We start from the raw sequence: 20,513 nt of genomic DNA, 5'->3' as shown, positions 1-20,513 counted from the left end.
TTTAAGCCTGTTCCAACGAGGTTTCAACACGGGTGGCGGTGGCCGGGATTTTCCCTGCCGCTACCAGACGCTTGTGCTGCTCGGCTTCGATGCGCTCGATCACGTCGACCGGCACCATATAGCCTTGATCATCACGGGCCGCGTGGATCACGAAGTAGATCACGGTGCCGGCCAGACCAGCGATCGCCAGCCACCAGATGTGCCAGATCATCGCGAAACCGAACACGGTCAACAGTGCGCCCATGACCACACCGGTGGCGGTGTTGTTTGGCATGTGGATCGGCTCGTACTTGGCCGGGGCCTTGTACGCGGTGCCGTTTTCCTTGGCTTCGGTGAACGGGTCGACAACGTCGGCTTTCGGCAGCACGGCGAAGTTGTAGAACGGAGGTGGCGACGAGGTCGACCATTCCAGGGTGTGTGCATTCCACGGGTCGCCGTGTTCACACATGTTTTCCGGCTTGTTGCGGTCACGCACGCTGACGTACAGCTGGATCAGCTGGCAAGCGATACCCACGGCGATCATCACCGCACCGAACATGGCGACGTACAGGTACGGCACCCACTCAGGGTTGGTAGTGGCGTTCAGGCGACGGGTCATGCCCATGAAGCCCAGTACATAGAGCGGCATGAACGCGACGAAGAAGCCGGTGATCCAGAACCAGAACGCGGCCTTGCCCCAACCTTCGTGCAGCTTGAAGCCGAACGCTTTAGGGAAGTAGAAGCCGAAGCCTGCGATGTAGCCGAATACCGCACCGCCGATGATCACGTTATGGAAGTGCGCGATCACGAACAGGCTGTTGTGCAGAACGAAGTCGGCACCCGGGATGGCCAACAGTACGCCGGTCATGCCGCCGATGGCGAAGGTCACCATGAAGCCCAGGGTCCACATCACTTGGCTGGTGAAGCGCAGACGGCCCTGGTAGATGGTGAACAGCCAGTTGAACAGCTTCACACCCGTCGGGACGGAAATCAGCATCGTCGCCAGACCGAAGAAAGCGTTGACGCTGGCACCCGAACCCATGGTGAAGAAGTGGTGCAGCCAAACCATGAAGCCCAGGATCGAGATCGCGCCCGATGCGTAGACCATCGAGTGGTGGCCGAACAGTTTCTTGCCGGTGAAGGTCGAGATGACTTCGGAGAAGATACCGAACGCTGGCAGGATCAGGATGTACACCTCGGGGTGACCCCAGGCCCAGAACAGGTTCACGTACATCATCGGATTGCCACCAAGTTCATTGGTGAAAATGTGGAAATCCATGTAACGGTCAAGCGTCAGCAGTGCCAGGGTAGCGGTCAGGATCGGGAACGAAGCCACGATCAGGACGTTGGCCCAGGTGCAGGTCCAGGTGAAGATCGGCATGTCCATCATCTTCATGCCAGGGGTACGCATTTTCAGCACGGTGGCCAGGAAGTTGACCCCCGTCAGCGTTGTCCCCAGACCCGATAGCTGTAGCGCCCAGATGTAGTAATCCATCCCCACGCCAGGACTGTATTGCAGGCCCGACAGCGGCGGATAGGCAACCCAGCCGGTCTTGGCGAATTCGCCGACGCCCAGGGACAGGTTGATCAGCACTACGCCGGAAACCAGCAGCCAGAAGCTCAGGGAGTTCAGGAACGGGTAGGCAACGTCACGCGCGCCGATCTGCAGCGGCACTGCAAGGTTCATCAGGCCGGTGAAGAATGGCATCGCCATGAAGATGATCATGATCACACCGTGAGCGGTGAAGATCTGGTCATAGTGTTCAGGTGGCAGGTAGCCAGGCGAACCCTCGGTGGCCATGGCCAACTGGGTACGCATCATGATGGCGTCGGCAAAGCCGCGCAGCAGCATGACCATGGCGACGATGATGTACATCACGCCGATTTTCTTGTGGTCGACCGACGTCAGCCACTCAGTCCACAGGTAGGTCCACTTCTTGAAGTAGGTGATTGCGGCGAACAACGCCAGACCACCGAGCGCGATCATGGAGATGGTTATCATCACGATCGGTTCGTGGAACGGGATCGCTTCCCAACTTAATTTACCAAACATCGTTTACTCCTCTGCCCCGGCAGCTGAATGCGAACTCATGTCCATCCCTTCCATCTGGGCCACTTCTTTCTCTGCTTTCTCGTGCTTGACCTTAGGACCTGGTTTCATGCCTTCGTACTTGTCGACGATGGACTGGAACATGCCTGGGGTAACCGAGGAGTAGAGCTCGACTGGGTTGTTCTGGCTTGGCTTGGAAAGGGCTGCGTATTCAGCTTGTTCAAGCTGTTTAGGTGCCTTTTTGACTTCACTTACCCAGGCGTCGAAATCTTCCTGGGAAGTTGCGATCGCTTTGAATTTCATACCGGTGAAACCAGCGCCGCTGTAGTTGGCGGAGATACCGTCCATTTCAGCGTTCTCGTTGGCGATCAGGTGCAGCTTGGTCTGCATACCCGCCATCGCGTAGATCTGGCCACCCAGAGCAGGGATGAAGAACGAGTTCATCACGGCGTCGGAAGTGATCTTGAAGTTGACCGGGGTGTGCGCCGGGAACACGATCTTGTTGACCGTGGCGATGCCTTGTTCCGGGTAGATGAACAGCCACTTCCAGTCCAGCGCGACCACTTCGATGGTCACAGGCTTCACGTCGGATTCCAGCGGCTTGTACGGGTCCAGGGCGTGGGTCGACTTGTAGGTGACGTAACCCAGGGCAATGATGATCAGCACTGGAACAGCCCACACCGCGATCTCGATCTTGGTGGAGTGGTTCCATTTCGGGGTGTAGGTGGCGTTCGTATTGGACGCGCGGTATTTCCAGGCGAACAGGAAGGTCATGACGATGACCGGCACCACGACCAACAGCATCAGCAGCGTTGCGGTGATGATCAGGTTTCGCTCGTCCAGACCGACCTGGCCCTTGGGATTGAGCAAGGTCATGTTGCAGCCTGACAGCAACAACGTGCCGATCAGCGGCAATAAGCCTAGTAGTCTGGGGTACCTGTTTTTACTCATCTCACGACCTCTAAAGCAGCTTGCGCAATGCAGTTGGGTTTTGATCGCCAACACTTCACCCTGCCAAGGGTTGGCATTTTTCTTGGATTGAATAAGGGCATGCCCGTCGTGCGTCAGACGCTTTACGACAAATCCCGGGCCTGCGGTGAGTTCTTATTCGAATTCGTGGTCAAAGGCCTTGTTACAGACCAATTCCATTTGGTGCGGGTAGTTGGAGACTCCGACACCTGGGCATCGCATGAAGCCACCAGACCTCTCGACACCCTGTTTCTGCTCACGTCTGGTTAAGATTTGAGCAGTGCCGGGGATTCAGTGCGGGCGATTGTAGATATGTAACGCCCTATAAACCATGTCTCATCCCGAAATAATTTTTATCCGAACCGGCAACAATCATTAACCGTTTTTGCAAAAGTGGCGCATCTTATCGAAATTAATTCTCAACAAAAACACCACAATAAGTAGGTCTTCCACCCACAGTTCAGACAGTATCGGGCCCCTCTTCACTGCCCTTCACCTTGCCCGAGGCCCGATATGACGGGGGCTCCGACCGTTCGTCAGACCCTGTTAAAACTGCCTGCTCGCGTTCGCAACGGAAAATACTGGAAGCCTGAAAAACAGCCCAATTTCGTTACGTTTCCATGTACCAATCCGGCTTCCTCGAACACCCTGCGACACCGACTCTGTGACAACATGTCGCACATGTGTCGCACCCTTGGCTGTCGCACATCAGGGTCTTTTTACCCGGCCTCTGAAATGCGCTCGGCAGGACAAAAAAAGCCCCGGCCCTCCTGCGAGGACCGGGGCTTTTTTGTCCGACAATGCGTGCCGACAGATGACCTCAGCGCAGCGCTTTGCGGTTACGCGACGTTAGCAAAGGCACCAGCACCACGATCATCACGAAGGCGACCAGCGCCCACTGCGCCAGCGACAGACCAAGGATCGGCGGGTATGGCGTGGAGCAGAAACCGTCGACCTGGAACCCCAGCGGGAAGATCTTCGCCAGCGGCAAGTCGTCGACAATCGGTTGCAGCACATCGATGCCGCAGCTGACCGCCGGATAGAACTGCGTGAAGACGTGATGCCCGGCGACGCCTGCACCGGCCAGCGCACAGATCACCACCAGGGTTTCGAACACCGTGATGCTGCGACGGCTGCGCATGGTCGCGCCGATGAAGGCAAAGATCGCGATCAGCAGCAATGCATAACGTTGCAGGATGCACAGCGGGCAAGGTGCCTCGCCCAGGACAATTTGCATGTACAGCGCGCCGCCGATCAACGCCAGGCAAATGATGCCCAACAACACCAGGTAGCGCCGTTCACGCCCCAACCGCATGGATTCATCGCTCATCGCGTTTCCCTTGAAGATTTCGAGTGCCCGCCAGTCTACACGCTGGCCCGGACCTTTGAGAGCCTGGAGCATGACAGGGGGATTCGGGGGAATAGACGATAAGGCGGTTAAGGAGGGATTAACTTTCTGACTTTTTTCAGTTCAGGACCGAGGTGAAGCATTCGCGAGCAGGCTCGCTCCCACATTATTTGATCTGCATACGACGCGGACCAATGTGGGAGCGAGCCTGCTCGCGATGAAAGCGACGCGGTGAGCCTGGCTCACCGCGCCAACCCCTTACTCCAGCGCCGCTGCCGGCCCGAAGAACTCATAGCGGCTTTGCTTTTCCGGCACGCCCAGTGCCTTGAGGTGGCGCTTGATGGACGCCATGAAACCTTTCGGCCCCAGGAAGTAAGCATCCAGGTCACGCTGCTCCGGCAGCCACTCATGCAACTGCTGCTGGCTCAACAAACCAACCTTGTGCGCCGCCGGGCTCACGCCGTCATCTTCGGCGTAGCAGTAGAAGCGCTTGAGTTGCGGGTGACGCTCGGCCAGGCCGTCGATCCAGTCGCGGAAGGCATGCACACTGCCATTGCGCGCGCAGTGGATGAAATGCACCGGCCGCTGAGTCTCCAGCGCCGCTTCGAGCATCGCCAGGGTCGGGGTGATGCCGACGCCGCCGCTGATCAGCACCAGTGGCTTGTCGCTGGCGGTAAGGACGAACTCGCCCGATGGCGGGAACAACTGGATGCTGGCGCCGACCTGCAACTGGTCGTGCAGGAAGTTGGAAGCGCGACCACCGTCCTCGCGTTTGACGCTGATGCGGTACTGGCCGTTGTTCGCCAGCGCCGACAGCGAGTAGTTGCGGCGGATCTCTTCGCCGTCGAGGATCAGTTTCATGCCGATGTACTGGCCGGGTTCCGCCACCAGAATCGGGCCTTTATCCGCCGGTTCGAAGTAGAACGAGGTGATCTCGGCGCTCTCCTCGACCTTGCCCGCCACGATGAATTCCCGCGCCCCGCGCCAGCCGCCGGGGGCCTGTTCCTTCTGATCGTAGATGCTGGTTTCGGCGCCGATCAGGATGTCCGCCAGTTGGCCATAAGCCGCGCCCCAGGCCGCAATCACTTCCGGGGTGGCGATCTCTTCGCCCAGCACTTCAGCGATGGCCCGCAGCAGGCAGCTGCCGACAATCGGATAGTGTTCCGGCAGGATCTGCAGGGCCACATGCTTGTTGATGATCTTGGCCACCAGGTCGCCCAACTGGTCGAGTTGGTCGATATGGCGCGCATACATCAATACGCCGTTGGCCAGGGCACGCGGCTGATCACCGCTGGTCTGGTGGGCCTGGTTGAACAGTGGGCGGACTTCCGGGTATTCGGAGAGCATCATGCGGTAGAAGTGGGTGATCAGCGCTTCACCACCGCTTTCGAGCAGTGGCACGGTGGATTTGACGATGGCACGATCTTGAACGCTCAGCATAAGGTGACTCCTGGTCTTCTTGGATTGCTAACGGATTACCCTATGCCTATCAGCTTCCATGCCAACTATTTAGTCTTTATAAATCAATTAGTTAATAACTTAATAGTCATTTAGACACTGCCTGACTTATAGTCATACCGACTACACGGAGTCACTATGACTGCAAAACCCCTGCTCACCGCCCTGCTGCCCCTGGTCTCCGACCTGTCCCGCGAACTGCCTGAAGGCGAGCGTTATCGCCGCCTGCTGGAAGCCATGCGCGCCCTGCTGCCATGCGACGCCGCCGCTCTGCTGCGTCTCGACGGTGAATGGTTGGTGCCGCTGGCCGTCGACGGCTTGAGTACCGATACCCTCGGTCGGCGCTTCAAGGTCAGCGAGCACCCGCGGTTCCAAGCGCTGCTCAGCGGCCCAGGCCCGACCCGCTTCGCTGCCGACAGCGACTTGCCTGACCCCTATGACGGCCTGGTCGATGGCCTGGATGATCATCTGGAAGTCCACGACTGCATGGGTTGCCCGTTATTCATCGACGAGCGCCCCTGGGGTCTGCTGACCCTCGACGCCCTCGATCCGGAGCGCTTCGAGCCCATCGAACTGGATGCCCTGCAAGCCTTCGCCAGCCTCGCGGCCGCCACGGTCAACGCCGCCGAGCGTATCGAGCGCTTGAACAACCGGGTCGAAGATGAGCATCAGCGCGCCGAGGTCTACCGCCAGGCCAGCGGCCAGCAGACTCGCGAGATGATCGGCCAGAGCAAGGCCCACAAGCGTCTGGTCGAAGAGATCAGTCTGGTGGGCGGCAGCGACCTGACCGTGTTGATCACCGGCGAAACCGGGGTCGGCAAGGAGTTGGTGGCCCAGGCCATCCATGCCGCCTCGCCCCGCGCCGACAAACCGATCATCAGCCTCAACTGCGCCGCGTTGCCCGACACATTGGTGGAAAGCGAGTTGTTCGGCCATGTCCGCGGCGCCTTCACCGGAGCGATGAACGACCGCCGCGGCAAGTTCGAACTGGCCAATGGCGGCACGCTGTTTCTCGATGAAGTCGGTGAGTTGTCGCTGACCGTGCAGGCCAAGTTGCTGCGCGTGTTGCAGAGCGGTCAACTACAGCGACTGGGTTCGGACAAGGAGCATCAGGTCGACGTACGCCTGATCGCGGCGACCAACCGCGACCTCGCCGAAGAAGTGCGCAGCGGCCGTTACCGCGCCGACTTCTACCATCGCCTTAGCGTTTATCCGCTGCGGGTGCCGGCCCTGCGCGATCGCGGGCGCGATGTGCTGCTGCTCAGCGGTTACTTCCTGGAGCAGAACCGCTCGCGCATGGGCCTCAACAGCCTGCGCCTGAACAGCGACGCCCAGGCTGCATTGCTGGCCTACGACTGGCCCGGTAACGTGCGCGAGCTCGAACACTTGATCGGCCGCAGCGCCTTGAAAGCCCTGGGCAATTGCAAGGAACGGCCGAAGATTCTCAGCCTGAGCGCCGCCGACCTGGACTTGCCCAACGCCAGCGTTGAAGCCGCTGCCGAACAACCGGCTGCCAGCGTCACGCAACTGGTGACCGGCGATTTGCGCGAGGCCACCGAGCGGTATCAGCGTCAATTGATCGGTGCCTGCCTGGAACGACACAACAACAATTGGGCAAGCGCGGCCCGCGAGCTGGGCCTGGATCGGGCGAACCTGGGGCGGATGGCCAAAAGGCTCGGCATGAAGTGAAGGCCCCTTCGCGAGCAGGCTCGCTCCCACAAAGGCAGCGATAATCCCTGTGGGAGCGAGCCTGCTCGCGAAGGCGGCCTGACATTCAACGCAAATGCTAAAGCCTGCCCTCGACAAGTCGATAACCCGGCATCGAAGTCATCGGCGATCCCGGGATTGCCCGTCACCTTTTTCCAGAGAAGGTTCCTATGTCCTCCACCAAAGCCCGCGCAGACTCGCTTTCGCTTCTGCTGTTTACCTTGCGCAGCGGCAAGCTGATGGCGATCAACCTGCTCAAGGTCAGTGAAATCATTCCCTGCCCGCCGCTGACCCGGCTGCCGGAGTCGCACCCCCACGTCAAAGGCATCGCCACCCTGCGCGGTGCCTCGCTGTCGGTGATCGACCTCAGCCGCGCGATTGGCGAGCGCCCGCTGGAAGACCCGAACGGCGGCTGCCTGATCGTCACCGACGTCAGCCGCTCCAAGCAGGGCCTGCACGTGCAGGCCGTGAGCAAGATCGTCCATTGCCTGACCACCGACATCCGCCCGCCGCCCTTCGGCTCCGGTGGTTTGCGCGCCTACATCACCGGCGTGACGTCGGTCGATGGCATCCTGGTTCAGGTGCTGGACATCGAAAAAGTCATCCACGGCATCGCCCCGGCCCAAATCGAAATGGCGCCGACCGAACTGAGCATGGAAGACGCCGAACTGCTCGGCAACGCGCGCATCCTGGTGGTCGATGACAGCCAGGTCGCCTTGCAGCAATCGGTGCACACCCTGCGCAACCTCGGCCTGCAATGCCATACGGCCCGCAGCGCCAAGGAAGCCATCGACTGCCTGCTGGACCTGCAAGGCACCGCGCAGCAGATCAACCTGATCGTCTCGGACATCGAAATGTCGGAGATGGACGGCTACGCTTTCACCCGCACCCTGCGGGAAACCCCGGATTTCGCGCATCTTTATGTACTGCTGCACACCTCGCTGGACAGTGCGATGAACGCAGAGAAAGCTCGACTGGCGGGGGCGAACGCGGTGCTGACCAAATTCTCTTCGCCAGAATTGACCCAGTGCCTGATCACCGCGGCCAAGGCTGTCGCCGAACAGGGTTATTGAGTGTTGACCGAAGATTACTGCTGGCTGATGCGACGCGACCTCACTGTAGTCGTGCCGCCCCCCGATTGGCCGGTCGGCCTGCAACTGAGCGAATACCGCCCCGAACTGGGCGCCGCCGTGCACCGGCTGATGGAGCTCGGTTATCTCGACGGCGGTGGGCGCGTAGCCACGCTGGACATGTGGCAACGGCAGTTCGAAACCGATCCGGAATATGACCCGGCCCTGTGCTTCATTGCCCAGGATGCCGAAGGTGTGGTGGGTGTGTGTCAGTGCTGGACCAGTGCCTACATCAAGAACCTGGTGGTGCATCCGCGGTTTCAGGGCCGTGGATTGGGGCGTGCCTTGCTGTTGCAAGCGTTCACGGTATTCCAGCAGCGGCGTGAAGGCTTCGTGGACCTGAAGGTACTGGAAGACAACCTTCGGGCGCGGCGCTTGTATGAAAGCGTCGGGATGCACGCAGTCCGCCGGGAGCCGGTTCCGCTCTGACATGCCGCCTTCGCTGGCGAGCCAGCTCCTACAGGAATCGCGCCCAACACATGTTTTGTAATCGGCTCGGTCACTGTAGGAGCTGGCTTGCCAGCGAAGAGGCCGGCACAACCACCACAAAACCTTCAGGCATACTCCTGCCTTGGCCACTCAGCCCAAGGAAGCCTGAACCATGAAAGCTGCGCCCCTGATTCTGCTCTGTCTCACCGCCCTTACCGTCCAGGCCCACGCCTCCAGCCCCGACGCCTGGGCAACCTACGACAAAGCCGTACTCGCCAGCTGCACCAAAGCCAGCAGCCTGAAGGACAGCAAACCCGTCGGCAACTCCGCGCAGTTCGATGACCGGGTCGGCTATACCGCGCTGCTGCTTCAGGGCCAGTACCCGCAAAAACACATGAAAGGCGCGCAAGGCACTGAATTGTGTCTCTACAACAAAAAGAGCAAAACCGCGGACGTCACCGAATGGGACTCCATCCGCCCGGCCGGCGAGGCCAACTGAGTGGCACATAATTTGCTTCGATAGCGGCTTTTGTGGCGGCATTCTGTCGCCGTTTCATGCCCTGTAATGCGAACGAACGCTCGATGAATACAACGTTTTCCTGTGTAAGCTGCGGCAAATGCTGCAACGACCACCATGTGCCCCTGACCCTGAGCGAGACCCGGATGTGGGCAGCCGACGGTGGTCAGGTGATCGTGCTGGTGGAAGCGTTTCTGGACAACGGCCTGGGCCTGCCGGTGCAACAACGGGAGCACGCCGAACGCCGTTCGGTGGCGGTGCGCAGCGGCGAATCCGACGCGTACGTGGCGATCACCTTCGCCGCCTACAATGTCGGACCCTGCCGAAATCTTGACGAAGACAACCGCTGCCGCATCTACGAACGCCGGCCGTTGGTGTGTCGCATCTATCCGATGGAAATCAATCCGCACATACCATTGAACACCGCCGTGAAGGAATGTCCGCCTGAGTCGTGGGAAAAAGGACCGGACCTGATTGTAGGTGGTGAGTTGGTCGACCGGGAATTGTCGGAATTGATCCAGCGCTCCCGTCAGGCGGATCGTGATGACATTCTGATGAAGGATGCGATTTGTGCGTTGCTGGGGATTCGCACGACGGCCCTGAAGGGTGACGGGTTTACCGCTTATCTTCCGGATATGGCGGAGTTCGCCAGGATCATCGACGAACTGACCGGGCAAATGTTGCCGCAGTGGGGCAGTGAGTGGCTGTTTCATGCGTCGGGGGACGATATCGCCGAGCAGATTGTTGCGGCCGGGGCGCAAGTGGCGGTGGATGCGCCGACGAACTTTGCGTTCATTTCGTTGCGCACGGCTTGAGAGGTCAGGTGCGCAGCTTCGCGAGCTGCGCACGCGCCTTCAGACAGGTAAAGATTTAAAGCGTCGTGACCGCCAGACACTCCACTTCCACCCCTGCGTCCAGTACAAGCTTGCCAGCGAATGTCGTACGAGCGGGTAACCGATCCGCCGGAAAGTACCGAGGAACCTCGAGAGCCGGCGTCGGCAAGTAGCGCTGGGTAATTGCTTGCAGCTGACCATTTTGTTTCAACCGCTCAAGAGCAGCATTCAGGTTATTGCGCAGCCGGGTGTCGTTTTTGCGAACCGCCATGGCCACGCCGCTGCCCAGCATGGGATCGCTGATCGCCGGGCCGGCGAAGTCAAAACCTTGCCCCTGCGGTTTACTCAATAGCGCGTAGGTAATCTCGATCGAGTCTTGCAAAGTCGCATCCAGCTCTCCCGCCAGCAGGCTGGCGACCAATTGATCGTTGAGGTTGAAGCTGCGTACTGTCACCCCCGCCTGCGCCCAACGCGCCTTGGCGAACGCCTCGCGACTGGTACCGGCCAGCACGCCGACACGCTTGCCCCGGAGCGATTGAGCATCGGGTTGCAGATTCGCCCCCTTGGGAGCCACCAACCTGCTGCTCAGGGGATACAGGTTTTCGGTGAAATCGACACGCTCGCGACGCAACGATGTGGCTGTCATCGGCATGATTGCGTCGAAACGACCACCTTCGAGCGCATCGATGTTGGTGGCGTAATCCTGCTCAACCCAGACACAACGGGACTTGAGTTCGGCACACAGCGCATTGCCCAACTCGATATTGAGCCCTTGCAGTTCGCCATTCTCGTTACGGAATTCAAACGGCGGTACAAGCGGCTCGACACCGAAACGGATCTGTGGATCGACGACAGCTGTCGTACAACCCGCGGCCAGAAGCACTATCAGGGGTGCAGAGAAAAACTTGAGCAGACGCATGAGAAAACCTTCATCAAGATTCATGGAAATGAATCCTCGACGAATGGCCTTCGACATTCCCAGAGGGCGAATCGCCAACCGGTGTAGGAACGCTCTGACTTACAGCAAGGAATACGGGCGACTGAAAATGCCTGAACCTTAACGCTTACCCATCGATCGACGAGTTCCCGGCGGCGCCATGCCCGGTGTCTTGGTGTGACCGTTCTTGGCGCCGTTCTTGTACCACGGCTGGTTGGAGCCCTTGGCGGCCGCCAGTTCGCCCGGTTTGAACGGGAACTTGAAGGCCGGGATTTCGGCTTTGGTTTCGCTGTCGGCGTTGGAGTCGACGCTGTCTGGCAGCTCTGCCTGCACATCGCTCAAGGCGTCGGCGACCGGCGGTTGTTTCGGGGAAGTCATGAAAGCTCCGGGTGGTGCATGAAGTGTCGGGCCCGGTAAGCGAGCCGCATGCCACAGTATAAGAAGTGCGGCAGTATAGCTGGATGAAGCACCGCAAGCTGCAAGCTTGCATTGACCGCCTGACGACTCGCACAAATCCCGCGAAGAATGTTAGCGTGCTCATCATTCTTCACCGCCCGACGAGCCCACCTCCCATGAAAAAGACTGTCCTGGCCTTCAGCCGCGTCACCCCGGAAATGGTCGAACGCCTGCAACAAGACTTCGATGTCATCGTGCCGAATCCGAAAAACGGCGACATCAACGCCCAATTCAATGAAGCCCTGCCCCACGCCCACGGCTTGATCGGCGTGGGTCGCAAACTCGGCCGCGCCCAGTTGGAAAACGCCGCCAGGCTGGAAGTGGTCTCCAGCGTCTCGGTGGGCTACGACAACTATGACCTGGCCTACTTCAACGAACGCGGGATCATGCTGACCAACACGCCGGATGTGCTCACCGAAAGCACCGCCGACCTGGCGTTTGCACTGTTGATGAGCAGTGCCCGCCGCGTCGCCGAACTGGATGCCTGGACCAAGGCCGGGCAATGGCAAGCCAGCGTCGGTGCGTCGTTGTTCGGTTGTGATGTGCATGGCAAGACATTGGGCATCGTCGGCATGGGCAACATCGGTGCCGCCATCGCCCGGCGTGGCCGCCTGGGCTTCAACATGCCGGTCATCTACAGCGGTAACAGCCGCAAGACCGAACTGGAACAGGAACTCGGCGCACAGTTACGCAGCCTCGACCAATTGCTGGTCGAAGCTGATTTCGTCTGCCTGGTGGTGCCGCTCAGCGAGAAAACCAAACACTTGATCAGCCATCGTGAACTGGCGCTGATGAAGCCAAGTGCCATTCTGGTGAACATTTCCCGTGGTCCGGTGGTGGATGAACCGGCGCTGATCGACGCGTTGCAAAACAACCGTATTCGGGGGGCGGGGCTGGACGTGTACGAAAAAGAACCGCTGGCCGAGTCGCCACTGTTCCAGCTGAAAAATGCCGTGACCTTGCCGCACATCGGCTCGGCCACCCATGAGACCCGCGATGCCATGGCCAACCGTGCCCTGGCCAACTTGCGCAGCGCCCTGCTGGGCGAGCGGCCGCAGGACCTGGTCAACCCGCAAGTCTGGAAGGGTTAACGCAAAACGGGCAGACGTGACAAGCGCCTGCCCGTTTGAAACAAAAAAGTCACTCTCAACTTATTAAACAACTCTCTGAATACACACCCTGCAATTCAGTCAACAACCAAACAATGATACCAAGCTATAGACTCTCTTACTTGCCCAGACACCACGGGGAACAATAAAGAGGCTCACTAACTTGAACAGACTCACAACAAGTCAAGTCATTCGACTCAGCAAAGCCACACTGATGCTATTTATTAGCCTCTTTGGATTGCTGATGCTATACAACAATTTCACGGATTACTCGACCAACTATGAATACATCAGCCATATCCTGAGCATGGACACCACCAATGATCAAAACAAATACAGACACAGGGCTATTACTTCCGCCATACTTCACCACCGCATTTACTGGCTGATCATTACACTTGAGGTGGTCTACACCCTATGCTGCCTGCTCGGAACCTATTGCCTTTACAAAAACATCAACTCCAGCCCCGAACAATTTCACGAAGCTAAAAAACCTGCAATCATCGGATTATTGATTGCCCTTTTTCTTTATTACATCGGTTTTCAAACAGTCGGTACCGAATGGTTCAACATGGATGAGTCGAAAACCTGGAACTACAATGACAGGGCTGGACACATAGTTGATTTCATCTTTCCATTATTGATATACATCGCGATAAAAATCGAGCGCTGAGTCACTCAGCACTCACCCCCTCAAGCCAGCTTGCCGGTGCCCAGCACTTGCGGCGCCTTGGGTTTGCGAAACACCAGTACGTTCCCCGACATCACCAACACCAGCCCCAACAGCGCCGGCACCGTCCATTGATAGCCTTCGGCGAACGCTGACACGTTGAGCGCTACCACCGGAAATAGCACCGTGCAGTACGCAGCCCGCTCAGGCCCCATGCGGCCGACCAGCGTCAAGTAGGCGGTGAAACCGATCACCGACCCCGGAATCACCAGGTACAACAGTGACCCGATGTAACGCGCGCTCATTTCCATGTCGAAGGGAATGCCCTTGACCAGACACCACACCGAGAGCATCGCCGCCCCGTAAGCCATGCCCCAGGCATTGGTGGTCAGCGGTTTGAGCCCGGCCTTCTGTTGCAGGCTCGAGAGCATGTTGCCCGCCGAGAAACACAAGGTGCCGCACAGGGCCAGACCGAGACCGAGCAGGGTTTGCGGGCTGGCGGTATGCCCGGCCAATTCCGGCCAGAACAACAGGCCCAGCCCAAGCAGGCCCAGCGCGCCGCCCATCAGCACATTGCGGGCGATTTTCTGACCGAAGAACACCCGCGCGTTGAGGACATTCCACAGGGTCGCGGTGGAAAACACCACAGCCACCAGGCCGCTGGGGATCCACTGGCTCGCGGTGAGGAAGCACATGAAGTTGACGCAGAACAGGCACAATCCCTGGGCCAGGCAGATCAGGTGCCCGCGACGGTTCATCACTTGCAAGCGTCGGCTGAGCAGCAGGATCACGAACAGCATCAGCGCAGCGAGACCGAAGCGATAGACGATCGACACGGGAATGGCCACCACGCCGAGTTGCCATTTCAAGGCAATCCAGGTGGTGCCCCATATCAGCACAGTCAGCAAGTACAAAGAAAGGTTCATGACAAAGGCTCCTCGATAGGTGCCCAGTGTCCGGCGTCACGTCCAGGCGCACTTGCATAAACTTGCGCTTTTGTCTGGCGACAGGCTGGCAGGCACGCCTCTACGGAGTAGGATGCAGGGCGTTGGATGCAGGTGTTAGAGAGCAACGATCATGGCTGCACTGGATACCCTACAAGTCTTTCAAGCCCTCAACCGCTCGCCGAATGCTCGCCTCGAGCACAGCGCCGAGCTCGGTGACGGCTTGTCTGCAGCCTTGTGGAGCAATCACCACGATGCACAGGAATACGAAGCGCCCAGCCACCACACGTTGTCCTGTTACATCGCCGGCGGCACCGGCACCTTTCGCCGCGACCAGCCCGGCAACAAAGGGGGGCCGGATAAACTGTGCATCCTGCCGGCCGACCACCAGTCAGGCTGGGTGATCAATGGCGATATTCGCCTGGCGCACCTGTATTTCAGCCCCGAACAATTTGCCCTCGGTTGCGTCACCCTGCTCGATCGCGAGCCACGGGAAATGCAACTGCGCGAGCAGACCTTTCTCGATGATCCGCAGCAGGCGCTGCGCTTTCGACAATTGATCACCCTGAACTGGGACGAGCCGGGCGAGCGCCTGCTCACCAGCAGCCTGGCCCACGAACTGCTCAGCCATGCCCTGCTCAGCCAGGTGAATGCCCGGCACGGCCTGCGCCTTAAAGGTGGGTTGGCCGCGCATCAGCGCCGACATCTGGTGGAGTACATCGACAGCCATCCGGACAAGGCCATCAGTCTCGGTCAGTTGGCGGCGTTGTGCGCGTTGTCCGAATACCATTTCGCGCGGATGTTCCGCGAAAGCTTCGGCTTGCCACCCCACCAGTATGTGCTGGCACGACGCCTGAACCGGGCGCAGGAGTTGCTGCGCACGACCTCGCAGCCACTGGGGGAGATTGCGCTGGCTTGTGGTTTTTCCAGTGCCAGCCATTTCACCAACCGGTTTCGCCAGTCACTTGGCGGGACGCCCGGCGAGTATCGGCAGGCGCTTTTGCGCTAGGCGCGGGATATTCGGCGCTTCAATTGCCGGCTCCAGGCGGCGTTCCGACGATGAACGATGACGCGGTCTATGGTCAGAACTCCAAGGTGCTCGACAACGTCACCTGCCGCGAATCCCCCATCGACACAAAGAACCGACTCGCCGCCGAGGTGTAGTAAGTACGGTCAAACAGGTTCTTCACGTTGAGCTGGAACTTGACCTTCTGCCCTTCGACTTTGGTGTCGTAGGTGGCGAACGCGTCGGCCACGGTGTAGCCCGGCAGGTCGAAATCGTTCACCGCGTTGCCCGCGCGCTCCCCCACATAACGCGCCCCGGCGCCGACCCGCAGTTGGTCGCCGCCGACGATGGTGCCGAAGTCATAGACGGCCGACAGCGAGCCGCTGTTCTTTGCCACGTTTTGCAGTTGATTGCCCTTGTAAACAGGGTCTTCGGTGACTTCGGCATCGGTGTAGGCGTAGCTGCCGATCATGCTCCAGCGATCGGTCAGCTGACCGCTCAAGTCCACTTCCAGGCCACGGGAACGCACTTCGCCGGCGGCACTGTAAATCGTCGTCGGGCCTTCGGCGTTGGCCACCAGCACGTTGCGTTTCTTGATGTCGAACAGCGCGATGTTGCCAGTGACGCGGCCCGGCAGATCGAGCTTGGCACCCAGCTCCCAGGACTTGGCTTCTTCCGGCGCGATGCCGCCGTCAAGCACGGTGCTGCTGCCGCTCAACGGTGCGATGGTCGAGTTGGGTTTGAACGACTCGGTGTAGCTGCCGTAGAACGACAAGGCATCGGTATATTTGTACACAAGACCCACGCGCGGCACCCACTTCTGCCCGTTGCCGTCGGTGTTGGCGTGGAACGGCACGCCTTTGCCGGCGTACTGGTCGTACGCCTGGAAGCGCGCGCCGGCCACCAGAATCCATTGGTCGTTGAGGTGGATGGAATCCTGCAGGAACACCGAATCGCTACGCAGTTCATCGGTCTGCGCGCTGTCGGCGGCGCTGACAGTGGTACCCGGCACTTCCTGGCCATAGATCGGGTTCACGTAGCTGAACGTGGTGCGGCTTTTCTGGCGGATCAGGTCTTCGCGGAAAATCTTGCGGTATTCGTCATCGACGCCGAACAGCAGGTCATGCTGCATGCCGAACACATCCACGTTGCCTTCGAGGCTGGCGGTGGTGAAGCGGTCGGTGCTGATCGCATTCCGGGTGCCGTCCATGCTGCGGGTCAGGGTGCCCTTATTGGTGTCGATTGCAGTCACGCGCACCTGGCTGGCGTCGTAGGTTTCGCGGTTCCAGCTGTAGCCGAAATGGGCCTTCCAGTTGTCGTTGAGCTCGTGATCGGCCTCGAAGTGATAGAGGTCCGAACGCCCTTGCATGTTGTTGAACGGCTCGTCGAGACGCTCGTTGCGCGAGATGTCCAGTGGATGGTTGGTCCGTGGATCGATCAGCGTGCCACGGTCGAACGGCGTGAGGAATTCGCGGTGCTCATAGGCGAACAACAGCTTGGTGCTTTCGCCGTACCAGGCCAGCGACGGTGCGATGAGGCTCTCGCGATGCACACCGAAGTTGCGCCAGTAATCTTCGTCTTCGTAGTCCAGTACCATGCGGTAGGCCAGCCCGGAATCGCCGAGGGCACCGGTGCTGTCGAGTCCGCCGCCGCTGCCGTTCTTGCCGTCGCCATAGCTGGAACCGCGCACGGTCAAGGCGTTGTACTGCTCAAGCTCGGGCTTCTTGCTGACCATGTTGACCACGCCGCCCGGATCCTGGATGCCATAGAGCAACGAGGCAGGCCCCTTGAGCACTTCGACCCGGTCGACGCTGGCGTTGAGACCACGACCCTGCACGATCGGCATGCCATCGCGCATGATCGAGCCGTTACGGTTGTCGCCAAAGCCGCGGACCATCACCGAGTCCTGGGTGCTGCCAAGGGTGTTGGCCTGGGTGATGCCGCTGACATTGGCCAGGGCGTCATCGAGATTGCGCGGCGCCTGGTCGCGAATGACCTGGGCCGGGACGACATTGATGGTCTGCGGGATTTCCTGAATCGGGGCCGAGGAGCGCATCACCGAAGAAGTCGGTGGCGGCTGGTAACTCATGGACTCATCCATCACCGAGGTAATGGTGGTCGCGCCCAGGTTCAACGCGCCTTCGGTGGGCTTCGGTTCCAGGGCCATGGTGTGGCCGTCGGTGCGGCGGAAGCTCAAACCCGAACCGCTGAGCAGACGTTGCAAGGCCTGTTCGGCGCTCATCTGGCCATTGACCGCCGGCGCATTGAGGCCGTACGGCGCTTCATCGGTGTAGACGACACTGATGCCGGTCACCCGGCTGAAATCACTCAAGGCCTGGGGCAGCGGTTTGGCGGCCAGGGAAAAACTGAACTGCGCGAGTTGCTGGCTGTTGCCGGCCTCAGCGGCCAGCGCCACGCTCAGCGGCAACAACGCCAATGCCGAAAAGCTCAACGCAGACACACCCAACCATTGTTTGACCGACCCCGATTTTGCCCTGGACTTCATGACTCATGACCTGTGTAGAACCGCAACGGATGCGAATGACTCGCAGTTTCAGTCAGTACACGGATGGCAGTCGGGTTTACCTCACAACAATTTGAAAATATTTTTATTCAGGGTGATGGGGTGATTGAACTGGCCTCTTCGACTTGCTCGCGAAGAGGCCGGATCAACGCAAAATAATCAGATGCCCCAACACCTGATGCTGCTCAAACCCCAACACCCCCTGCAACGAACTCAATACCGCCTGCGGGTTCCTGCTCGGAAAGCTGCCACTGACCCGCCGCGTCGCCAGTTCATCATTGAGCAACACGATCCGCCCTGGGTAATAGCGCGCCAAATCCAGCACCACATCGGCCAATGTCGCCTTGTAGTAATTGAGCCAGCCGTGGCGCCATGCCAACTGCGCTTCACTGTCCACGGCGTGGAGTTTTTCCGCCGAGCCTTCGCCGTAGGCGACTTGCTCGCCAGCGGTGAGAATTTGCTGTTCGGCGTTCTGGTCCGCCGTCACGCCAACCCGTCCCGACAGCACCGTGACCTGTGCACCGCGGGGCTGCAAACGGACTTCGAACTGCGTACCCAGGACCCGCGTCTGCCCCTTCTCGGCATCCACCACAAATGGCTCGCCGTTATGGGTGACGCTGAAAAATCCGGCGCCGCGGCGCAGTTGCACATGCCGCTCACCGCGACTGAAATCCACGGCGATGGCGCTATCGGCATCCAGTGTCACCTGCGACTGATCCGCCAGGGTGACGGTGCGGATCTCTCCTGGCGCCGAGACGTAGTCCGCCCCCAGGTCATCAATCCAGCGCATCGGCTGCCAGCCTGTGCCGAGACTGATCATTAACAGCAGGCACGCGGCCATCGCCAGCACACCGGACCAGCGCCCGACCCTGCTGCGTCGTGACTTGTCCATGGCATTGAGATACCCCTGCAAGGCAAAGGCGTCTTCATGGGCGAGGGTGCGCGCCGGCACTTCGCTCAACTCCCACAGCACTTGCGCCTGGGCATACGCCTCGGCATGGGCGGGGTCGGCTTGCAACCACTGGCTGAACGTCGCCTGGTCACCACTGCTGGGCTGGTCATGCAACAGGCTCAGCCAGGTCAACGCGGCCTGCTCCTGAGCGGGCGTCGGAATGACGCGTTCGAAGTGGTTCACGGTGCTTTCCCTGGCGTACGCGATTCTGGTTCCCGAAGGCTGGCCTTGCAGGCTTCGAGGGCGCGCATCATATGTTTTTCCACGGCACTTTGGGACAAACCCATGGCCTTGGCGATCTCGGCATACTTGCGGCCATGAATGCGATTGAGCAAAAAGATCTGCCGCGTGCGCTCCGGTAATGCGCGCAACGCCGCTTCAACGTGGCGCAAATCGTTGCCCGCCTCCAGCGCCGCTTGCGGTCCGCTGCCATGGCTGTCCGGTGGTTCCACCATCAAGCCTTCGCTGGCCCGGACCCGCGTGCCTTCACTGCGCAAATGGTCGATGGCGATATTGCCGGCGCAGCGCAGCAGATAAGTGCCGAGCTCCTCGACCTGCACCAGCGGCCGCCGCCAGAAACGCAGGAACAAGTCCTGCACCAGGTCGGCCGCCGTCGCCCGGCAACCGACGCGCCGGCTCACCAGCGCCTCCATTTGTGAACGCCGGGAGAGAAACACCTGGAGAAAATGCGCACGGTCAACGCGCTGTTCGTCGCGTTCGATATCGTGGGGGTCAGGGGGCAGAGTGATCATCGTTCATGTTTCGACCTGAAAACCGGGGGAGGCCACGACAGCGTCAGGGGGGGCCGGCAAGACCGCAATATTAATGATAAATATTCTCAAATGCAAAAGGACCAGCCCATGCCCCATGGAATCCAAAAGCCACCGAAAACAAAACGGGCCTGCAATGCAGGCCCGTTTTCATGGGAAGGTAAAAAAGTGAATCAGGTGTCAGCCGTTAAGCGCTGCCTGTTCGTTCTCAAGAAACTCTTCTTCCAGTAGATGGTCGGCATGGGCGCCACTCTCGATGGGCACCACATTGGCGCGTTTGCCGCGCAATTTGCCGAACATATGCTCCAGCGCATGTTCAAGTTTGACGGCTGCACCGTCGATAGCCTGCTCCATGGTGGAGGCTTTATGGGTGACGGAAACCGGTTGATGGCCTTTTGGCCGCGCCTCCAGTTGGCAGCGCATGTCGTGGGGACCCGGCTTGTCGCCGTTCTCGTCCCGCAGGTGAACCTCGACCCGTGTCAGGTCCTCTTCGTAGCGTTCGAGCGTGCTCTCAATGGTCGTACGTACCCACTCCTCCAGTCGTTTACTGCCTTGAATATGGTTATCGCTATTGACTTGGATTTGCATAGTTCATCCCTTATTTCAGCTAGCTCGCGAGAGGCCGGTCAGCTAAGCCCTTGGGCGTCATCACCGTGACCTCTTGCTTACACAATCGGTCTGTACGCTGAACAATTCAACCCCTGAAAAAAGATAAATATTCATAC

The 20,513-nt window shown here is 59.5% G+C and carries 20 protein-coding genes; 9 read left to right on the top strand and 11 right to left on the bottom strand.

The annotated features are described in order from the left end of the window. Position 1: 1 nt before the first annotated feature. Complete coding sequence (cyoB, locus tag C8K63_RS19975; protein ID WP_108218273.1) at positions 2 to 2,032, bottom strand: cytochrome o ubiquinol oxidase subunit I; 2,031 nt, start codon at positions 2,030 to 2,032, stop codon at positions 2 to 4. Between the two features lie 3 nt (positions 2,033 to 2,035). Continuing rightward, the gene (gene cyoA, locus C8K63_RS19970) at positions 2,036 to 2,980 is read right to left on the bottom strand and encodes a ubiquinol oxidase subunit II (protein ID WP_108218272.1); all 945 of its coding nucleotides are present in this window, start codon (positions 2,978 to 2,980) and stop codon (positions 2,036 to 2,038) included. 27 nt (positions 2,981 to 3,007) lie between these two features. Here cyoA and C8K63_RS19965 point away from each other — a divergent pair, with 27 nt between their 5' ends. Beyond that, positions 3,008 to 3,268 (top strand): hypothetical protein, encoded by a 261-nt coding sequence (locus C8K63_RS19965; protein WP_108218271.1) that lies wholly within the window; start codon positions 3,008 to 3,010, stop codon positions 3,266 to 3,268. 550 nt (positions 3,269 to 3,818) lie between these two features. Here C8K63_RS19965 and C8K63_RS19960 read toward each other — a convergent pair. Further along, the gene (locus tag C8K63_RS19960; protein ID WP_108218333.1) at positions 3,819 to 4,328 is read right to left on the bottom strand and encodes a disulfide bond formation protein B; all 510 of its coding nucleotides are present in this window, start codon (positions 4,326 to 4,328) and stop codon (positions 3,819 to 3,821) included. Positions 4,329 to 4,604: 276 nt separating this feature from the next. After that, positions 4,605 to 5,786: an NO-inducible flavohemoprotein gene (hmpA, locus tag C8K63_RS19955; RefSeq protein WP_108218270.1), complete on the bottom strand. Its 1,182-nt coding sequence runs from the start codon at positions 5,784 to 5,786 to the stop codon at positions 4,605 to 4,607. Positions 5,787 to 5,942: 156 nt separating this feature from the next. Here hmpA and norR point away from each other — a divergent pair, with 156 nt between their 5' ends. The 5 genes from norR to C8K63_RS19930 all read left to right on the top strand — a co-directional run bounded on the left by norR (position 5,943) and on the right by C8K63_RS19930 (position 10,402). Next, complete coding sequence (gene norR, locus C8K63_RS19950) at positions 5,943 to 7,493, top strand: nitric oxide reductase transcriptional regulator NorR (RefSeq protein ID WP_108218269.1); 1,551 nt, start codon at positions 5,943 to 5,945, stop codon at positions 7,491 to 7,493. A 188-nt stretch (positions 7,494 to 7,681) separates the two neighbouring features. Continuing rightward, a complete protein-coding gene (locus tag C8K63_RS19945; protein ID WP_108218268.1) occupies positions 7,682 to 8,584 on the top strand; it encodes a chemotaxis protein CheV in 903 nt (300 codons plus the stop codon). 27 nt (positions 8,585 to 8,611) lie between these two features. Further along, positions 8,612 to 9,070 carry an N-acetyltransferase gene (locus tag C8K63_RS19940; RefSeq protein WP_108218332.1) on the top strand — a complete coding sequence of 153 codons (459 nt, stop codon included), beginning with the start codon at positions 8,612 to 8,614 and terminating at the stop codon, positions 9,068 to 9,070. A 172-nt stretch (positions 9,071 to 9,242) separates the two neighbouring features. Further along, positions 9,243 to 9,569 carry a hypothetical protein gene (locus tag C8K63_RS19935; RefSeq protein ID WP_108218267.1) on the top strand — a complete coding sequence of 109 codons (327 nt, stop codon included), beginning with the start codon at positions 9,243 to 9,245 and terminating at the stop codon, positions 9,567 to 9,569. A gap of 83 nt (positions 9,570 to 9,652) precedes the next feature. Next, complete coding sequence (locus tag C8K63_RS19930) at positions 9,653 to 10,402, top strand: YkgJ family cysteine cluster protein (RefSeq protein WP_108218266.1); 750 nt, start codon at positions 9,653 to 9,655, stop codon at positions 10,400 to 10,402. 55 nt (positions 10,403 to 10,457) lie between these two features. On the opposite strand, the gene C8K63_RS19925 is transcribed toward C8K63_RS19930, so the two are convergent. Together C8K63_RS19925 and C8K63_RS19920 are read right to left on the bottom strand one after the other, a co-directional pair. Then, positions 10,458 to 11,339 (bottom strand): transporter substrate-binding domain-containing protein, encoded by an 882-nt coding sequence (locus tag C8K63_RS19925; RefSeq protein ID WP_108218331.1) that lies wholly within the window; start codon positions 11,337 to 11,339, stop codon positions 10,458 to 10,460. Positions 11,340 to 11,477: 138 nt separating this feature from the next. Then, positions 11,478 to 11,735, bottom strand: a complete 258-nt coding sequence (locus C8K63_RS19920; protein ID WP_108218265.1) for a hypothetical protein — start codon at positions 11,733 to 11,735, stop codon at positions 11,478 to 11,480. Positions 11,736 to 11,929: 194 nt separating this feature from the next. On the opposite strand from C8K63_RS19920, the gene C8K63_RS19915 reads away from it, so the two are divergent. Together C8K63_RS19915 and C8K63_RS19910 are read left to right on the top strand one after the other, a co-directional pair. Continuing rightward, on the top strand, positions 11,930 to 12,904 hold the full coding sequence (locus C8K63_RS19915) for a D-glycerate dehydrogenase (RefSeq protein WP_108218264.1): 975 nt from the start codon (positions 11,930 to 11,932) through the stop codon (positions 12,902 to 12,904). A gap of 181 nt (positions 12,905 to 13,085) precedes the next feature. Next, a complete protein-coding gene (locus tag C8K63_RS19910) occupies positions 13,086 to 13,595 on the top strand; it encodes a DUF2165 family protein (RefSeq protein ID WP_108218263.1) in 510 nt (169 codons plus the stop codon). Between the two features lie 20 nt (positions 13,596 to 13,615). Here C8K63_RS19910 and C8K63_RS19905 read toward each other — a convergent pair whose 3' ends face one another. Beyond that, positions 13,616 to 14,518 carry a DMT family transporter gene (locus tag C8K63_RS19905; RefSeq protein WP_108218262.1) on the bottom strand — a complete coding sequence of 301 codons (903 nt, stop codon included), beginning with the start codon at positions 14,516 to 14,518 and terminating at the stop codon, positions 13,616 to 13,618. A gap of 151 nt (positions 14,519 to 14,669) precedes the next feature. Between C8K63_RS19905 and C8K63_RS19900 the strand changes: the two genes are divergently transcribed. Beyond that, positions 14,670 to 15,545, top strand: a complete 876-nt coding sequence (locus C8K63_RS19900) for a helix-turn-helix domain-containing protein (RefSeq protein ID WP_108218261.1) — start codon at positions 14,670 to 14,672, stop codon at positions 15,543 to 15,545. 73 nt (positions 15,546 to 15,618) lie between these two features. Here the strand turns inward: C8K63_RS19900 and C8K63_RS19895 are convergent, their stop codons facing one another. The 4 genes from C8K63_RS19895 to C8K63_RS19880 form a co-directional block, all read right to left on the bottom strand. Next, the gene (locus tag C8K63_RS19895) at positions 15,619 to 18,048 is read right to left on the bottom strand and encodes a TonB-dependent receptor (RefSeq protein WP_108218260.1); all 2,430 of its coding nucleotides are present in this window, start codon (positions 18,046 to 18,048) and stop codon (positions 15,619 to 15,621) included. Positions 18,049 to 18,211: 163 nt separating this feature from the next. After that, positions 18,212 to 19,201: a FecR family protein gene (locus tag C8K63_RS19890; protein WP_108218259.1), complete on the bottom strand. Its 990-nt coding sequence runs from the start codon at positions 19,199 to 19,201 to the stop codon at positions 18,212 to 18,214. Continuing rightward, entirely contained in the window at positions 19,198 to 19,770 is a 573-nt protein-coding gene (locus tag C8K63_RS19885) for an RNA polymerase sigma factor (protein WP_108218258.1), read from the bottom strand. Before C8K63_RS19885 ends, C8K63_RS19890 begins: the two co-directional genes overlap by 4 nt. A 198-nt stretch (positions 19,771 to 19,968) precedes the next feature. Next, on the bottom strand, positions 19,969 to 20,376 hold the full coding sequence (locus C8K63_RS19880; RefSeq protein ID WP_108218257.1) for an HPF/RaiA family ribosome-associated protein: 408 nt from the start codon (positions 20,374 to 20,376) through the stop codon (positions 19,969 to 19,971). Positions 20,377 to 20,513: the final 137 nt, after the last annotated feature.

This window comes from Pseudomonas sp. GV085, from assembly GCF_003050925.1.
In the GTDB taxonomy this organism is placed as follows: Bacteria; Pseudomonadota; Gammaproteobacteria; order Pseudomonadales; family Pseudomonadaceae; genus Aquipseudomonas.
The sequence above is the reverse complement of the archived record's forward strand: the minus strand, read 5'-3'. Positions and strand labels throughout refer to the sequence as shown.

Bases quoted from the DNA above. Each gene is read 5' to 3' on its own strand.
- C8K63_RS19940 (WP_108218332.1), top strand. From the start codon at position 8,612: ATGCGACGCGACCTCACTGTAGTCGTGCCGCCCCCCGATTGGCCGGTC.
- C8K63_RS19880 (WP_108218257.1), bottom strand. From the start codon at position 20,376: ATGCAAATCCAAGTCAATAGCGATAACCATATTCAAGGCAGTAAACGA.
- C8K63_RS19895 (WP_108218260.1), bottom strand. From the start codon at position 18,048: ATGAAGTCCAGGGCAAAATCGGGGTCGGTCAAACAATGGTTGGGTGTG.
- C8K63_RS19925 (WP_108218331.1), bottom strand. From the start codon at position 11,339: ATGCGTCTGCTCAAGTTTTTCTCTGCACCCCTGATAGTGCTTCTGGCC.
- C8K63_RS19935 (WP_108218267.1), top strand. From the start codon at position 9,243: ATGAAAGCTGCGCCCCTGATTCTGCTCTGTCTCACCGCCCTTACCGTC.
- C8K63_RS19920 (WP_108218265.1), bottom strand. From the start codon at position 11,735: ATGACTTCCCCGAAACAACCGCCGGTCGCCGACGCCTTGAGCGATGTG.
- C8K63_RS19945 (WP_108218268.1), top strand. From the start codon at position 7,682: ATGTCCTCCACCAAAGCCCGCGCAGACTCGCTTTCGCTTCTGCTGTTT.
- C8K63_RS19915 (WP_108218264.1), top strand. From the start codon at position 11,930: ATGAAAAAGACTGTCCTGGCCTTCAGCCGCGTCACCCCGGAAATGGTC.
- cyoA (WP_108218272.1), bottom strand. From the start codon at position 2,980: ATGAGTAAAAACAGGTACCCCAGACTACTAGGCTTATTGCCGCTGATC.
- C8K63_RS19930 (WP_108218266.1), top strand. From the start codon at position 9,653: ATGAATACAACGTTTTCCTGTGTAAGCTGCGGCAAATGCTGCAACGAC.
- C8K63_RS19965 (WP_108218271.1), top strand. From the start codon at position 3,008: ATGCAGTTGGGTTTTGATCGCCAACACTTCACCCTGCCAAGGGTTGGC.
- C8K63_RS19905 (WP_108218262.1), bottom strand. From the start codon at position 14,518: ATGAACCTTTCTTTGTACTTGCTGACTGTGCTGATATGGGGCACCACC.
- hmpA (WP_108218270.1), bottom strand. From the start codon at position 5,786: ATGCTGAGCGTTCAAGATCGTGCCATCGTCAAATCCACCGTGCCACTG.
- C8K63_RS19885 (WP_108218258.1), bottom strand. From the start codon at position 19,770: ATGATCACTCTGCCCCCTGACCCCCACGATATCGAACGCGACGAACAG.
- norR (WP_108218269.1), top strand. From the start codon at position 5,943: ATGACTGCAAAACCCCTGCTCACCGCCCTGCTGCCCCTGGTCTCCGAC.
- C8K63_RS19900 (WP_108218261.1), top strand. From the start codon at position 14,670: ATGGCTGCACTGGATACCCTACAAGTCTTTCAAGCCCTCAACCGCTCG.
- cyoB (WP_108218273.1), bottom strand. From the start codon at position 2,032: ATGTTTGGTAAATTAAGTTGGGAAGCGATCCCGTTCCACGAACCGATC.
- C8K63_RS19960 (WP_108218333.1), bottom strand. From the start codon at position 4,328: ATGAGCGATGAATCCATGCGGTTGGGGCGTGAACGGCGCTACCTGGTG.